This window comes from Hyphomonas oceanitis, assembly GCF_036964545.1.
Lineage (GTDB): Bacteria > Pseudomonadota > Alphaproteobacteria > Caulobacterales > Hyphomonadaceae > Hyphomonas > Hyphomonas oceanitis.
On the sequence record NZ_JBALTL010000001.1, the window covers coordinates 1 to 13,552 of the forward strand.

At 59.6% G+C, this 13,552-nt stretch carries 13 protein-coding genes and 1 tRNA gene; 2 read left to right on the top strand and 12 right to left on the bottom strand.

Annotation, left to right across the window (positions count from 1 at the left end; translation table 11 throughout):
• Positions 1 to 153: 153 nt before the first annotated feature.
• Both V7651_RS00005 and V7651_RS00010 read right to left on the bottom strand, forming a co-directional pair.
• Positions 154 to 229, bottom strand: a tRNA-Thr gene (locus V7651_RS00005).
• 67 nt (positions 230 to 296) lie between these two features.
• Positions 297 to 911: a GNAT family N-acetyltransferase gene (locus V7651_RS00010; protein ID WP_335611777.1), complete on the bottom strand. Its 615-nt coding sequence runs from the start codon at positions 909 to 911 to the stop codon at positions 297 to 299.
• A gap of 205 nt (positions 912 to 1,116) precedes the next feature.
• Between V7651_RS00010 and V7651_RS00015 the strand changes: the two genes are divergently transcribed.
• Both V7651_RS00015 and metG read left to right on the top strand, forming a co-directional pair.
• The gene (locus V7651_RS00015) at positions 1,117 to 1,590 is read left to right on the top strand and encodes an OmpA family protein (RefSeq protein ID WP_335611778.1); all 474 of its coding nucleotides are present in this window, start codon (positions 1,117 to 1,119) and stop codon (positions 1,588 to 1,590) included.
• Between the two features lie 243 nt (positions 1,591 to 1,833).
• Complete coding sequence (gene metG / locus V7651_RS00020) at positions 1,834 to 3,570, top strand: methionine--tRNA ligase (RefSeq protein WP_335611779.1); 1,737 nt, start codon at positions 1,834 to 1,836, stop codon at positions 3,568 to 3,570.
• 3 nt (positions 3,571 to 3,573) lie between these two features.
• On the opposite strand, the gene V7651_RS00025 is transcribed toward metG, so the two are convergent.
• The 10 genes from V7651_RS00025 to V7651_RS00070 form a co-directional block, all read right to left on the bottom strand.
• The gene (locus V7651_RS00025; RefSeq protein ID WP_335611780.1) at positions 3,574 to 4,473 is read right to left on the bottom strand and encodes a 5'-nucleotidase, lipoprotein e(P4) family; all 900 of its coding nucleotides are present in this window, start codon (positions 4,471 to 4,473) and stop codon (positions 3,574 to 3,576) included.
• Between the two features lie 39 nt (positions 4,474 to 4,512).
• Positions 4,513 to 5,628 carry a dipeptidase gene (locus tag V7651_RS00030; RefSeq protein ID WP_335611781.1) on the bottom strand — a complete coding sequence of 372 codons (1,116 nt, stop codon included), beginning with the start codon at positions 5,626 to 5,628 and terminating at the stop codon, positions 4,513 to 4,515.
• Between the two features lie 79 nt (positions 5,629 to 5,707).
• Complete coding sequence (locus V7651_RS00035; RefSeq protein ID WP_335611782.1) at positions 5,708 to 6,370, bottom strand: DUF938 domain-containing protein; 663 nt, start codon at positions 6,368 to 6,370, stop codon at positions 5,708 to 5,710.
• Positions 6,367 to 8,118, bottom strand: coding sequence for a class I adenylate-forming enzyme family protein (locus V7651_RS00040; protein ID WP_335611783.1), 1,752 nt, complete (start codon positions 8,116 to 8,118; stop codon positions 6,367 to 6,369). Before V7651_RS00040 ends, V7651_RS00035 begins: the two co-directional genes overlap by 4 nt.
• 153 nt (positions 8,119 to 8,271) lie before the next feature.
• On the bottom strand, positions 8,272 to 8,931 hold the full coding sequence (locus V7651_RS00045; RefSeq protein ID WP_335611784.1) for a hypothetical protein: 660 nt from the start codon (positions 8,929 to 8,931) through the stop codon (positions 8,272 to 8,274).
• Between the two features lie 100 nt (positions 8,932 to 9,031).
• The gene (locus tag V7651_RS00050) at positions 9,032 to 9,661 is read right to left on the bottom strand and encodes a hypothetical protein (protein ID WP_035535926.1); all 630 of its coding nucleotides are present in this window, start codon (positions 9,659 to 9,661) and stop codon (positions 9,032 to 9,034) included.
• 57 nt (positions 9,662 to 9,718) lie between these two features.
• Entirely contained in the window at positions 9,719 to 11,641 is a 1,923-nt protein-coding gene (dxs, locus tag V7651_RS00055; RefSeq protein WP_335611785.1) for a 1-deoxy-D-xylulose-5-phosphate synthase, read from the bottom strand.
• Positions 11,642 to 11,716: 75 nt separating this feature from the next.
• Complete coding sequence (locus V7651_RS00060) at positions 11,717 to 12,613, bottom strand: polyprenyl synthetase family protein (protein WP_035535924.1); 897 nt, start codon at positions 12,611 to 12,613, stop codon at positions 11,717 to 11,719.
• A 13-nt stretch (positions 12,614 to 12,626) separates the two neighbouring features.
• Positions 12,627 to 12,872: an exodeoxyribonuclease VII small subunit gene (locus V7651_RS00065; protein ID WP_156950366.1), complete on the bottom strand. Its 246-nt coding sequence runs from the start codon at positions 12,870 to 12,872 to the stop codon at positions 12,627 to 12,629.
• Between the two features lie 70 nt (positions 12,873 to 12,942).
• The gene (locus tag V7651_RS00070) at positions 12,943 to 13,545 is read right to left on the bottom strand and encodes a histidine phosphatase family protein (RefSeq protein ID WP_335611786.1); all 603 of its coding nucleotides are present in this window, start codon (positions 13,543 to 13,545) and stop codon (positions 12,943 to 12,945) included.
• Positions 13,546 to 13,552 lie beyond the last annotated feature (7 nt).

Below are 13,552 nucleotides of genomic sequence, written 5' to 3' on the forward strand. Positions count from 1 at the left end.
TCTCCGTTGCGACAGACTCTCTATTCAAATGCGGGACCAAATGGGTCTCAGGTCAGCTTGATAAAATCACCAAACGTTACCCGATGCGTTACCCCAACAAGAAAAGCGGCCTAATCAGACCGCCCCGCTAACCCATAAGTCCTTGTTTTATAATGGTGCCGGTTGAGAGACTCGAACTCCCGACCCTCTGATTACAAATCAGATGCTCTACCAGCTGAGCTAAACCGGCGGCTGGAACGGGTCTCACTACTTCGATCAGCGCGCGGGCGCAAGTCAGGTTTGTGCGACGCGCTGACTTAGCCCGCCAAACGAGGCTTGTAGGCATTGAAACGGTCAAAAGCGTGGAAAACATCGTTCACGGCTTCGGGAATGTCGACGCCGTGGATCAGCTCGTCCATCTTGGCGACATCAAGCGTATAGGTCAGGTAAGCACCGTCTGAATGGGTGCAGACACCCCCAAATGTCTTGAACAGCGCACGCGCCTTCTTGTTCTCCGCGAGCACATTCGCTTGCATCGTCTCAATCCCCGCCTGCAAGCAATCGCAGATGATGACGGCCATCAGGATACGCGCCAAGCCGGTATTATGAAACGCATCCAGGGTGGCGATGGCAAGCTCCGCAACGCCCGATTTGGGGTCGCGCACGACACGAATCACACCGATGGCGGGCAGGTCATGCTCTCCAAGGTCGAGCGCACCCCAGGCAAGATGATTAACGCCGTCGACAGCCACAAGGCGCTCCAGCACAGGCTCCGGCACCTTCTTCATCCCTGAAAAGAAACGATAATAGCGTGACCGCTCCGACAAGTTCGCGATTGTTTCGCGTATGCGCAGACTGTCCTGAGGCCGAATAGGCCTCAGGTAAATGCGCTTGCCCGTCTTGAGGCTCGTATAAATCGCACGGTTGTCCATGCGCTATATGTTGCACTGCAGCAAAAGAAAGCAATGACCCTGCGGCAGTCTGACCGCATTTTTGATTGCGCTACCATTTCGGCAAATGCCCAAATTCTCGCAATCACCTTGCAACCGCCCCATTCGCCCAACGGCTTGCACCTTTCAGCCTCATTTCATGCGTAGGTCCAGTATCAACAACGATAAGTGCATGAAGGAATACACCATGAAACGCTCGATGATCGCCCTCGCCGGTTTGACTGTCGCCGCCGTTATGCAGGCCCCGGCATTTGCCGAAGTGCCCCCTGCCCCGCCGACCCAACCGGCTGACATATCCCACGCCAAGTCCTGTGAGGATGTCAGCATGTCCGTTTATTTCTCGGCCTATGAATCCATGCTGTCCTCGTATTCGATGCGTGCCGTGAATGCAGCCAGTGAGCGGCTTGCTGGGTGCGCTGTGACCGAAATCAACGCGGAAGTGGTCTCTGAGGAAGCCCATGACGACGAAGATCTCGCAGACTTGTCCCAAGCCCGCGCAGCGGCCGTTCTCGAAGCGTTCAACGCCCGCGGGATCCAGGCACGTGAAGTTCACACCGATATTTCGCCCAAGGTAGATGTCGCCATGCCTGTCGGCACCAACGCACCGCTGGCCCGCCGTGTAGATATCTTGCTGACGGCTCAGCCAGGCTACGGCCTCTAATACCCATTCATTTGGCTGGCACGGAGGGTGGTTCACCGCTCCCCTCCGTCCAAACACTGCCCCGGACTGGTCCCACGACCTTCCGGGGCTTTTTTGGAACTGGCGACATTCCCGACAGTGGCAACTGTCCAATTCCGCCCAAGTTTCTTTCTTTTCCGGCCCATCGCGCTAAAAGTCCCGTTCCAGCGGGCAAACAGCCCGAATCACGCCTCCCCGAAGGCAAAACCGGAAAGAAATACCTTCATGTCGCGACCCCGGCGCATCCTGATTACGTCCGCCCTGCCCTATATCAACGGCATCAAGCACCTCGGCAACCTCGCTGGCTCCATGCTGCCGGCAGATGTCTATGCCCGCGTGATGCGCCTGATGGGCCACGAAGTGACCTATATCTGCGCCACCGACGAACATGGCACGCCCGCCGAACTGGCCGCCCAGGCCGTGGGCATGAGCGTGCAAGCCTATTGCGACGAACAATTCGAAATCCAGCGCAAGGCGGGGGAAGGCTTCAACCTGTCCTTTGACTGGTTCGGCCGCTCCTCCCGTCCGGCCAATCACGCCCTGACACAGCATTTCGCGCAGGCAATTGAAGCTCGAGGCCTGATGGAGGAACGCACATCTAAACAGGTCTATTCGGTAGATGATGGCCGCTTCCTGCCAGACCGCTACGTCGAAGGCACCTGCCCCCATTGCGGCTTCGAAAAAGCGCGTGGCGACCAGTGCGACAATTGCGGAAACCTGCTCGACCCCGTCGACCTGATTAATCCTTATTCCGCCGTCTCAGGTGGTACGAATATCGAGATCCGCGACACCAATCACCTCTACCTGCTGCAGGAAAAGTCGCAGGACGAAATCCGCGCATGGGTGAACAAAAAGGGCGCCAACTGGCCAAGCCTCGCTGTCTCGATTGCCAACAAATGGCTGGACGAAGGACTCATCGACCGGTCCATCACGCGCGACCTCTCGTGGGGTATCAAGGTGCTGGGCCAAGACGGTGCGCCTCGCCCCGGCTATGAGGACAAGGTCTTCTATGTCTGGTTCGATGCACCGATCGAATATATCGCCGCCACGCAGGAATGGGCCGAGGCCACCGGCGGCGACTGGGAAGCCCTCTGGCGCACCGATAAGGGCGCCGACGAAACCGAATACGTCCAGTTCATGGGTAAGGACAATGTCGCCTTCCACACGGTCAGTTTCCCCGTCACGCTGCTTGGTAGCGGCGAGCCGTGGAAGACCGTCGACAAACTCAAGGCGTTCAATTGGGTCACCTGGTATGGTGGCAAGTTCTCGACCAGCAACAAGCGCGGCGTCTTCATGGACCAGGCGCTTGAGCTGCTGCCGTCAGACTATTGGCGCTGGTACCTGATCGCCAACTCACCGGAAGGCTCCGACGCGGCCTTCACATGGGAAGGCTTCCAGGCGGCGGTAAACTCAGACCTTGCCAACGTGCTTGGCAACTTCATCAACCGCATCACCAAATATGCCGCAAGCAAGTTCGACGGTCAGGTGCCCGCTGCAGGCGAGCGAGGCGAGGCAGAAGCGTGGATGACCGCCGAACTCGCCGAACGCCTGCCCCGCCTCATCGAACATTATGAAGCCATGGAGTTCCGCAAGGCCGCCGCCGAGACGCGCGCCATTTGGGCTGCGGGCAACGAATATCTCACCAAGGCCGAGCCGTGGGTGAAATACAAGAATGATGTCGATGCAGCAGCCGTGGGCGTGCGCGCAGGCCTGAACCTCGCGGCCCTGTTCGGCATCCTCGCCCTGCCGATCATCCCGGATGCTGGTAAGAAAATCCTCGATGCCCTAGGCATCCCGGAAGAGCACCGCAACCTGCCGGGCGCCAAACCGAATACGGATTTCGCGAAGCTGCTGGACGCCCTGCCCCACGGCATGCCGATCACGCCACCAGACGTGCTCTTCCAGAAAATCGAGGACGAGCAGGTCGCCGCATGGACCGAGCAGTTCGGCGGCGGCAACTAAGCCTTAGTTGGCGGCGGGCAGTTCGCTCGCCGCTGATGGCGCCCAGTGCGTTGCCTCAGGATAGATGTCGTCGAAGTCGCCCCGGATCGACGGACCGTAGACCGGGTTTGGCAACACGAACCAGCCATTGCCCCAGAGGCCTGAAATTGCAGGTGCCTCTGTCAGCACTTTCCGGTCCAACACACCCAGGTTTTTCGCATTGAAGGGATCCGCGATATCGCCCAGCTGGTCACCGACCAACGCGATCACGCAGTAATTCTCCGAGATCATCATGCGACGCCCATCCTTGCCGGTCCCGTCCGGCGCGTCGCCACGCAGGAACAGCGTCGAGCCGTGCGAGAACTCGCCAATGCCGGCGGCCTCCAATGTCGCTTCAGTCCCGGCGGCATTCTCAGCCGCACGGTTCGTATTCACGATCACCGTAACACCAGCCTCGCGGATGCGCGCCAGCGCCTCCAAAGCGCCGGGAATGGCCACCGCCTTGCCTGCGCCTGTCTTTTCCCACTCGTCCCAGATGGCCGGATCAAAACCGATGCCCATGCGCTCGAAAGCCGCCATGGAGCCGAGGTTCCATATCAGCGTCTCATCCGCATCAAACACCGCCGCGAGCGGCCTGCCCTCGCACGCGAGGAAACCCGGCTGTACGGGCGAACTGTCTGGCGTAAGAACAACACCATAAGTCGGCGCCTCCGCAGCCTTGGCCTCAACATAATCCGCAATAGTTTCCCATGTCTGGCGCATGATAACGCTCGCCTCGGCGGAGCCGAACAGCCATTGCTGGCCCGCTGAAGGCTTCACCACTGCGGCAGCCCCGACAGGCGCGTCAGCGGCAGGCGTTTGAACGGGCGCCGTCTGGCAAGCGGCCAGCAGCGCTACGAAGGCAACACTCATGATCTGTTTCATGGCGCGTATTTCAAACGGGATTGCCGGAAAGTCCACCCGCTAGATTGTCGCCCACGCCTGCTTCATGACGCGCTCAAAATTGCGCCCCATCACCTTGTCGACCACACCGGACTTATAGCCCAGTAGTGCGAGCTTGTCGGCAATCACAGACATGCGCTGCGGGCCGTTCAGCCCGTCCACGAAGGGCATCGGCCCCTCCCCGGGCGCCGCAACCCCTGCTTCTCGACGCGCAACAATGGACTCGTCCCACGCCGCCTTGCTCTCAGGACTCGTATCGAACACCAGCATCAGCGCATCGCTGCCAATCCCGACATGGTCCTCCCCGCACGTATTCAGCGCATGCTCCAGGTGCGCCATATAGGCCGAGAGGGGTGTCTGCGTCAGCTCGGGTGTGAGGTAGCTCAGCTCATAAAGCCCAACCACGCCACCTTTGTCGGCAAGTGCGCGAAGAACATCATCCGTCTTGTTGCGCGGATGCGCATTCACGGCAGCACAGCCCGCATGCGTGATCGCTGGAGCGTGGATTGAAATCTTTATGGCTTCCAGCGTCGTCTCGCGGTCCGAGTGGCTGAGATCGAGTAGCACCCTGTTTGCTTCCATGACGGCAATTGCTTCGCGGCCAAGTTCGGTCAGCCCCTTTGGAACTTCCGTCACCATCACCCCCGTACCGAAGGGAGAAGCCACATTGTAGGAAAGCTGCATCACACATACGCCGCGGCCTGCAAACTCTGCAATTCGCTCGGTCTTGCCGTCATGCATCGTGGAGGCCTCAAAACCGAGAATGATGCCAACACGCTGCATCGCAAACGCGGTCTCGATATCCGCTACAGAGTCGATGCTCATGAACATGTCGGGATTATTCGCGAAGACCTTCGCGTAGGACGCCAGCTCTTCCAGCGTCTCTTCATATGTACCCTGGCTGCCGCCAGCCGTAATCTTGAGCGCTGAAATGTCCGTAGCGCGTATGAGCGCCTTGTCCTCATCGCTCAGCGGCTCATCGGAATTGCCCGGAATGACCATGTTGCCATTGATCATCAAGCGACGCTGTTCGACTGGCGCACCTGACTGAGGTCCGCGACCCGCACAGGCGCCGAGAAGGCCGACGGCAGATAACCCTGCCCCGACGCCAAGAACATTCCGTCTCGAAAAAGTCATGTCAGCTTACCTGTCTGTCTGGTGTCGCTCATGTAAGTTCCGCGCCGCCGTGCCTGTCAATCAGCGCAGCAGAGTTCAGTCAGGTCCGCTCGAACACAACAGCCAGATTGTTGGCGGGCATCTCGATGATGTCCTGAAGGATCAGGTCTGCCAGCGAGGCGAGCGGAAGCAGCTCCATATCGAGATCTCGCACACCCCATTCCAGGTCACGCCGTTTCAGGTCTTCGCTGAAACGTGCATTGGAGGGCGCCATGATCCCATCTCGGCCAAACGGTCCGTAAAGAAACAGACGCCCTTGGGGCTTCAGCAGTCTTCCAGCGCCAGCAATGAGGCCTTCCACCGCGCTCATCGGCGCAATGTGAACCATGTTGATCGAGACAACGACATCCCACGGCCGCGCGGCTTCCGCCTCGCCCCAGTCAGCAAGGCTTGCATCGAGTGTCAGCGGCCCATGTAGCCGATCATGCGTCGCCGCAGCCACCCAGGCAGCCTGGCTGACCCGGCTATCCGCATCCACGTCCGAATATGTCCACTCAAGACCAGTCAATTCATCGGTAAGAAAGGCGCCATGTTCGCCCGTGCCGGAAGCAACCTCCAGCACACGCCCTTCGCGCGCGACATGCTTGGCAAACACGCCCCGGATCGGCTCCCGATTACGCGCCACCGAGGGCGAAAAGCGCCGCCCGTCCTCGCCGGCCTCGCGAGCTTCGAGCGCGACCGACTTGGGAGGCGTCTCGCTCACGCGCGGGCCGTGAATCGGCTACGCAGTTCGGGCTTCAGGATCTTGCCATTGGCATTGCGCGGCAGCGGCTCGTCCTGGAACTGGATCTCGACCGGCACTTTAAACGCCGCCAATATTCCGGCCACATGCGCCCGCAGCTCATCCTGCGTCACCGTCTTGCCCGGCTTCAGCTGCACCACCGCGCCAACTTCCTCTCCCAGCACCTTGTGCGGAATGCCGACCACAGCCGCGTCCATCACTGCCGGATGGTAATAGAGTGCGCTCTCGACCTCGATACAGTAGATGTTCTCGCCACCTCGGATCAGCATGTCCTTGGCGCGGTCAACGAGGAAGAGGAAACCCTCTTCATCAATGCGCGCCAGGTCACCCGTCACGACCCAGCCTTCGCGGAACGTCTCCGCAGTGGCTTCAGGCCGGTTCCAGTAGCGCTTGCAGTTCGAGGGGCTCTTGCACCAGAGCTCGCCGACCTCACCATCAGGCAACGTGTTGCCATCCGGATCGCAAATCTTGAGTTCCACTGCGCCGGGAGGCGCGCCAGCGCTGGATGGCCGGTTCACATAATCCTCGCCGATATTCAGCGTTGCCGTGGCGCACGTCTCGGTCATACCCCAGCCATTGCCGGGCGCCGCATCGGGAAAGCGCTTCTTGATCGTGCTGACCAGTTCCGGCGCAGACGGTGCACCGCCATACGAGATTGCCTGAATCGACGACAGGTCAAACTTGTCCCGATCCGGATGCTCCAGCAATTGCCATGCAATAGCCGGCACACCGCCCACAGCCGTGATCTTCTCTCGCTCGATAATCGGCAGCGCCTCGCCAGCATCCCACTTGTACATCGCGACAATCTTGTCACCGCGCAGCATTGACGGAATCAGGATCGCGAACGAGCCGGTCGCATGGAAGAACGGAATGGCCAGAAGTGTCGCCTTCTGCTCGTTGGGGTCTGGCTCCGGAATGGCCTCACCACGACGCAGCAGCATGCGCGCCTGGCAGGTCGATGAATTGAACATGTTGGAAATGACAGCACGGTTTGTCGCCAACGCGCCCTTCGGTTTTCCGGTAGTGCCCGACGTATACATGATCGTTGCATCGTCCTCCGGACCGATCTCGACAGCAGGAAGGCCGATATCGTCCAGCGCGCTCCAGCTATTGGCGTCGCCAATATAAGTCTCAAGACCTTTCACACGCGGATCAGCATGATCCTCACCCTTGTCCCGGGCGATAATGACATGCTCCAGTTCCGGCAGCTTCTTCATATGCTCGCGCATGCGCTCATAGATCTGGCCGTCGACAACGGCGAGCTTCACGCCCGCAAAGGAGAGGCCGTACTCCAGTTCGTCGCCCGTCCACCATGAGTTCATCGGTGTCGCGATGGCGCCGATGCTGCAAGCCGCAAAGAAGGCTACCGGCCATTGCGGATAGTTGCGCATGATGATGGCAACCCGGTCGCCCTTCTGGATGCCATAGGTCTCACGCAGCACTTTCGCGAAATGCTGAACTGCCCGCATTAACGCCTTGAAAGTCACGCGCTCGTCTTCGTAGACGATATAATCGCGCTCGGGCCATGTGGCGGCGGCCATTTCAAGGATGGAGCGGATTGTCGGGGGCGCGTTGACATAAACCTTCAGCTTCACGCCATCGACTTCGCCATCCTTGATCTCGAGGGGCGAACCCGGCCCACCAAGCGCGGCATTGGCATCCGCTATCGACATGACAGGCCAGGCTGGCGCAGCGCTATCTGCAGGCATTCGGTATCCTCCGGTGATTTCTTCTCTGAAACACAGAAACCACGCCGCTTCAGGGGTTTAAAGTACCCCATGTGTGGAAACGCCGCTTTCAGGGCAAAAAAATACCCCGCAGTGTCTGCTGCAGGGTATTTTCGGCAATATTGTCGCCGAAACTTATTTGCCGAAGTCGCAGAACCGCAATTCGCGTGTCGTGCCATCAGCCTCCACAGCTTCATAACTCCGGCCCGTGAGTTCGTCTCCCTCACAGAGATAGCCGATGTCATACATGGCGATCAGGGCTTCATTGCTCGGCAGAAGGTCATTCGCGATCATAAGGTCAATCGCATCCTGATGCATGCCAAGTTCCATCAGGAAATTGAACTTCTGCATCTTGCTTGTCTCGGGCTGGGCAAGCTGGGTTTCCAGCGTCGTCACCTTGCCGCGCGCGGAATCCAGCATCGGAACAGCCGCCGTGTACCACTCCGTATCGCTATAGGAATCAACAATCTCTTCGAAATCCTCGACCGCACCGACAGCGTCATAGCCTCCCGGCCCAAAACGGATCTCACCGCGACGGAACAGCGCCTCGGCATATTCATCCTTCGTCAGCGTCGGGCTGCCCAGCAGTTGGGTGATACGGTCCACTGCAGCCTGGGTGTTGCCGGCATCAACGAGGTTCTCGACCGTCTGCATGGCGAGTTCAAAAGCGCTATCAGGCGCCGTGCTGGATGCTTCTGCGTAGATGCCGCCGGGCACCTTCGCCGTTTCGGGGGCCGAAGCGCAACCCGCCAGCATGAGAGCCGAAGCTGCGGCGAGGAGGGAAATACGGATCATGTGTCGGGCTCCATGGGGACAGTCTGTGGGCGTGTGATAACCTTCCCTAACCGCCCAAGGCGAGCGGAGACAGGGCGGCATTGTGGAGAAAGTGTGTTTCTTACGATTGCGCCGATTTTTCAGGCGCCCCGCTACCACACCAATACGTGTTTTCAAGATCCGGTCGCGTATCGCCCACCGTGTAGACGGGCGCGCCGCCATCCTCATCTTCGCAAAGATAGCCGGCGGCTTTCAGCTTGCTAACCTGCGCTTCATTCGGGCTGATCCCAGATTTGCGATAGCGCGCTGCCGCCTCGTCATGTTCGCCGAGCACCCATTTGCTGTCGAACCACTGGGACAGGGTCAGCATGCGCTTGAGTCCGGCCTCGACCGTCTCGACATCAGCTTCGGCAAAAGCCAGTTCTTCTTTCGCATTCGGCGCCAGCGGATGATCAGGCGCCAGCTTCAGCATCGCCTCGAAATCCTTCACCGCACCGGGGCGGTCATCGCTTGCCTGCCGACGAAGGCTACCGCGGGCATAAAGCGCGCGGGCGCGCTGATCAGTCGAAAGGTCACTACGCTCCAGAAGGGTAGTCAGCGTCTTGTCGGCCTCATAGGGATTTGAGTCGGATTTAGCTTCCGACATTGCGACATCAAAGGCCGGGCCCATGTCAGCGGGAGGCGCAGTGGCACAGCCTGCCAGGAAGACGGCCACAACAAGTGCGCGAAGAGGAATCAGTTTGGGAGTCATGCAGGCACCCTACTCCGGGTCAGACTCGCCGAACAAATTGCATTTCCGTCATGTCTGCTAAGCGCGAGCGAGACGGTCGATTTCTGCAATGTCTCCGCGTCCCAGCGCTTCGATGGCACGGGCCGCGATATGACGCGCCGTCAGGCCTGCTTCCTCGTACATGGCGTCAGGCGTATCATGGTTCTGGAATTCATCCGGCAGCGTCATCGGCCGAATGCGCAGACCACGATCCAGCGCGCCAACGCGGGCCAGGTGCTCCAGAACGAAGCTGCCAAAGCCACCCGTCGAGCCCTCTTCAAGCGTAATCAGCACTTCATGATTCTTCGCAAGCCGCTCGACAAGGTCAGTATCCAGAGGCTTGGCAAAGCGTGCATCCGCAACCGTCACGGACAAGCCCTGCGCCGAAAGCATTTCGGCCGCCTTGAGTGCTTCTTGCAGACGCGTACCATAGGAAAGCAGCGCAATCGTCGTGCCTTCGCGCAGGATACGCCCTTTGCCAATTTCCAGCGGCAGAAGCACGTCCGGGATCGCAATACCCGTACCCTCGCCGCGTGGGTAGCGGAAAGCGCTCGGTCGGTCATCAATCTGCGCAGCGGTCACGACCATACGCGCAAGCTCCGCCTCATCAGCGGCGGCCATGCAGACCATGCCAGGCAGGGCGCCCATAAAGCCTATATCGAAACTGCCCGCATGCGTCGGACCGTCAGCGCCGACAAGGCCAGCGCGGTCGATCGCAAAGCGGACCGGCAAACGCTGGATCGCCACATCGTGGACCACCTGATCATAGCCGCGCTGCAGGAAGGTCGAATAGATCGCGCAGAACGGGCGCATTCCATCCGCCGCAAGGCCAGCGGCAAATGTCACCGCGTGCTGCTCGGCAATGCCCACATCGAAGCTGCGCTCAGGGAACGACTTCTCGAAAATATCCGTGCTGGTGCCCGAAGGCATCGCCGCCGTAATCGTGCAAATCTTGGGATCGGTCTCGGCCAGCTTGGTAAGCGTCTGGCCAAACACTTTCTGATAGGCTGGCGCCTTTGGCTTGGCCTTGGCCTGTTCGCCGGTAATGACCGAAAACTTCGACACGCCATGATACTTGTCGGCCGACTTCTCGGCATGGCTATAGCCCTTGCCCTTCTGCGTGACCGCATGGATCAGGATCGGCCCCTCGCGCATCGCCTTCACGTTCTCGAGAATCGGGATCAGCGTATCGAGGTCATGCCCATCAATCGGCCCAATATAATAGAAGCCCAGTTCCTCGAACATGGTGCCGCCCATGGCAAAGCCGCGCAGGTATTCCTCTGCGCGTCGCGCCGGCGACTCCAGCCCCATTGGGCTCACCATCTTCTTCGCGATCTTGCGCAGGCCCCGATAAGGCCGCGACGAAACCAGCTTCGACAGGTAATTGCTCATCGCGCCAACCGGCGGGGCAATCGACATGTCATTATCGTTGAGAATCACGATAAGGCGCGACTTGTCGGCGCCGGCATTGTTCATCGCTTCATAAGCCATGCCGGCGGTCATGGCGCCGTCGCCAATCACACAGATGACGTCATTGTCCTTGCCTTGCAGGTCGCGCGCCTTGGCAAAGCCGAAGCCCGCCGAAATCGAGGTCGAAGCATGCGCCGCGCCGAACGGGTCATACTCGCTCTCGTCGCGTTTGGTGAAACCGGAGAGACCACCGCCCTGACGCAGTGAGCGCATACGGTCGCGCCGTCCCGTCAGGATCTTGTGGGGGTAGCACTGGTGACCAACATCGAAGATCAGCTTGTCGTCTGGCGCATCGAACACGGCATGGATCGCCACGGTCAGCTCAACCACGCCAAGCCCGGACCCAAGGTGCCCACCAGTCACCGACACAACATCAATGACTTCCTCACGGACCTCTTGCGCAATCTGCTTCAGTTCCGCCCGCGACCGGCCTTTCAGGTCGTCGGGCGAATTGATCGCGTCGAGAAGCCGGTTCGGGCTGAGTTCGGTCATCTTTCTGTGGACCCTTGAATAGTCGCAGTCTGTCTTAAGACGTATTGTAAGTGTTTATACTATGGCACGCCTTACTTAACGTGTTCTATCCAGTACAAAATCAACGGATTGCAGCAGAATATCGGCCTTATTACGAAATATTGCGAGGTGTTCCTTCGCTTGAGCGGCGAGTAGCCGCACTCTCTGTCGGGCGCCGTCCACCCCCAGAAGGGTCACAAAATTCGCTTTTCCGGCAATTTCGTCGGTCCGAAGCGGCTTGCCAACGGCGGTTTCATCGCCCGTCGCATCCAGCAAATCATCTGCAATCTGGTAGGCGAGACCAAGATCATTCGAGAATCCGGCCAGCGCGTTGCGCTCCAGTTCCCGTGCCCGACCGATAATCCCCGCCGCTTCCGTGGCGTAGGAGATAAGCGCACCCGTTTTCAGCCGCTGCATCCGCGTAATCGTATTCAGGTCGCGCGGGCTGTCTTCTTCCAGCATGTCGATCATCTGGCCGCCCACCATACCCCGCGCGCCTGCGGCATCCGCAAGCCTTTCGATCAACATCACGCGAACAGAGGCATCATCGTGGGTTTCGGCAGACGCCAGAATCTTGAAAGCCAGCGTCAGCAGACCATCACCGGCCAGCACAGCCGTCGCCTCGTTGAAGGCTTTGTGCACTGTCGGCTGCCCCCGCCGGAAATCATCATTGTCCATGCAGGGCAGGTCATCATGCACCAGCGAATATGTATGGATGCACTCAAGCGCGGCAGCTGTGCGCAGCAGGGTCTTTTCCGGCGCTTCAAACATGGCGCCGGTTTCCAGCAGGAAGAAGGGGCGCATCCGCTTGCCATTGGCGAGCGCGGCATGGCGCATGGCTCGCATAAGGTCCGCTTCCGGTCCGCTGGCAGGCGGGATCAGCTGGTCAAGCGCGACGGTCACCTTGTCGGCAACCTCCTTCAGGCGCAGCTCGAAGTCAGCCTCATCCCCCATAGGTGCATCGGCCCTAGTCAAAGCTTGCAGGCTCGGTCGTAACGCCGCCTGCGCCCTGGACGATCTGCTCCACTTTCAGCTCGGCTGATTTGAGGCGAGATTCGCAATGCGCCTTCAGCGCCGCACCGCGCTCATAAATAGCGATGGATTTTTCCAGCTCGACTTCACCGGCTTCCAGCTGTTTGACGATGCCTTCCAGCTCGGCGAGTGCGTCCTCAAAGCTCATCTTCTCGACGGATTTGTCTTTTGCATCAGCCATAGTGTTCTGCCCGTTGGTCATATTGGGTGACTCTAGAGCGCTCACATGGGCTCCACAACCACCTAAGCGGTTACTTGCCGGTGTATTCGTAGATGCGATGGCTCCAGTAACTGTCACCGCCATCATGCACACAGCGCCAGCCGAGCTTCTTCAACTCCGGCCGCAGCATGCGATTGAACCAGCCATGCGCGGCCAGGTAGACTTTTTGCCCTTCAGACGCGGCATGCAGTTTCGCGGCGGCTTCAGCCGCCCGCACACGCGCTTCCGAAACGCTCTCGCCATCCAGCGCATGGCCGCTCAGCCAGGCTGCGCGCGCAAGGATATTCCATGTCTTGGGAAGGTATTTCACGCCCACAAGGCGCGGCGGCGGCAATGGCGCCTCATTGAAAACCGGGTCATGCACAGCCGTCATATGAGGCGCCGCGCGTTCAGCCGTCTGCTGTGCCCGGATACGCGCCGATGCAAACACGAGTGTGGAATCGGCAACAAGGCCTTTCAGGACTTCCGGCGCATTCTGGTCGTCGCGCAGAGGGCTTTCCTCGTAGCGAGCCCACCAATCCTTGTAATCGCGCCATCCAAGACGCGGGCCAGCTGTCCGGTCAAGCTGTGGCCGGCCATGGCGCGAGACCACGATCGGGCCGCGCCGGGTTTCTGTCGATGTCGTATCTGGCATCGCCAAT

Excerpts from the sequence above, each read along its gene's own strand:
- V7651_RS00010 (WP_335611777.1), bottom strand. The coding sequence starts at position 911 with ATGGACAACCGTGCGATTTATACGAGCCTCAAGACGGGCAAGCGCATT.
- V7651_RS00015 (WP_335611778.1), top strand. The coding sequence starts at position 1,117 with ATGAAACGCTCGATGATCGCCCTCGCCGGTTTGACTGTCGCCGCCGTT.
- metG (WP_335611779.1), top strand. The coding sequence starts at position 1,834 with ATGTCGCGACCCCGGCGCATCCTGATTACGTCCGCCCTGCCCTATATC.
- V7651_RS00025 (WP_335611780.1), bottom strand. The coding sequence starts at position 4,473 with ATGAAACAGATCATGAGTGTTGCCTTCGTAGCGCTGCTGGCCGCTTGC.
- V7651_RS00030 (WP_335611781.1), bottom strand. The coding sequence starts at position 5,628 with ATGACTTTTTCGAGACGGAATGTTCTTGGCGTCGGGGCAGGGTTATCT.
- V7651_RS00040 (WP_335611783.1), bottom strand. The coding sequence starts at position 8,118 with ATGCCTGCAGATAGCGCTGCGCCAGCCTGGCCTGTCATGTCGATAGCG.
- V7651_RS00045 (WP_335611784.1), bottom strand. The coding sequence starts at position 8,931 with ATGATCCGTATTTCCCTCCTCGCCGCAGCTTCGGCTCTCATGCTGGCG.
- V7651_RS00050 (WP_035535926.1), bottom strand. The coding sequence starts at position 9,661 with ATGACTCCCAAACTGATTCCTCTTCGCGCACTTGTTGTGGCCGTCTTC.
- dxs (WP_335611785.1), bottom strand. The coding sequence starts at position 11,641 with ATGACCGAACTCAGCCCGAACCGGCTTCTCGACGCGATCAATTCGCCC.
- V7651_RS00060 (WP_035535924.1), bottom strand. The coding sequence starts at position 12,613 with ATGGGGGATGAGGCTGACTTCGAGCTGCGCCTGAAGGAGGTTGCCGAC.
- V7651_RS00065 (WP_156950366.1), bottom strand. The coding sequence starts at position 12,872 with ATGGCTGATGCAAAAGACAAATCCGTCGAGAAGATGAGCTTTGAGGAC.
- V7651_RS00070 (WP_335611786.1), bottom strand. The coding sequence starts at position 13,545 with ATGCCAGATACGACATCGACAGAAACCCGGCGCGGCCCGATCGTGGTC.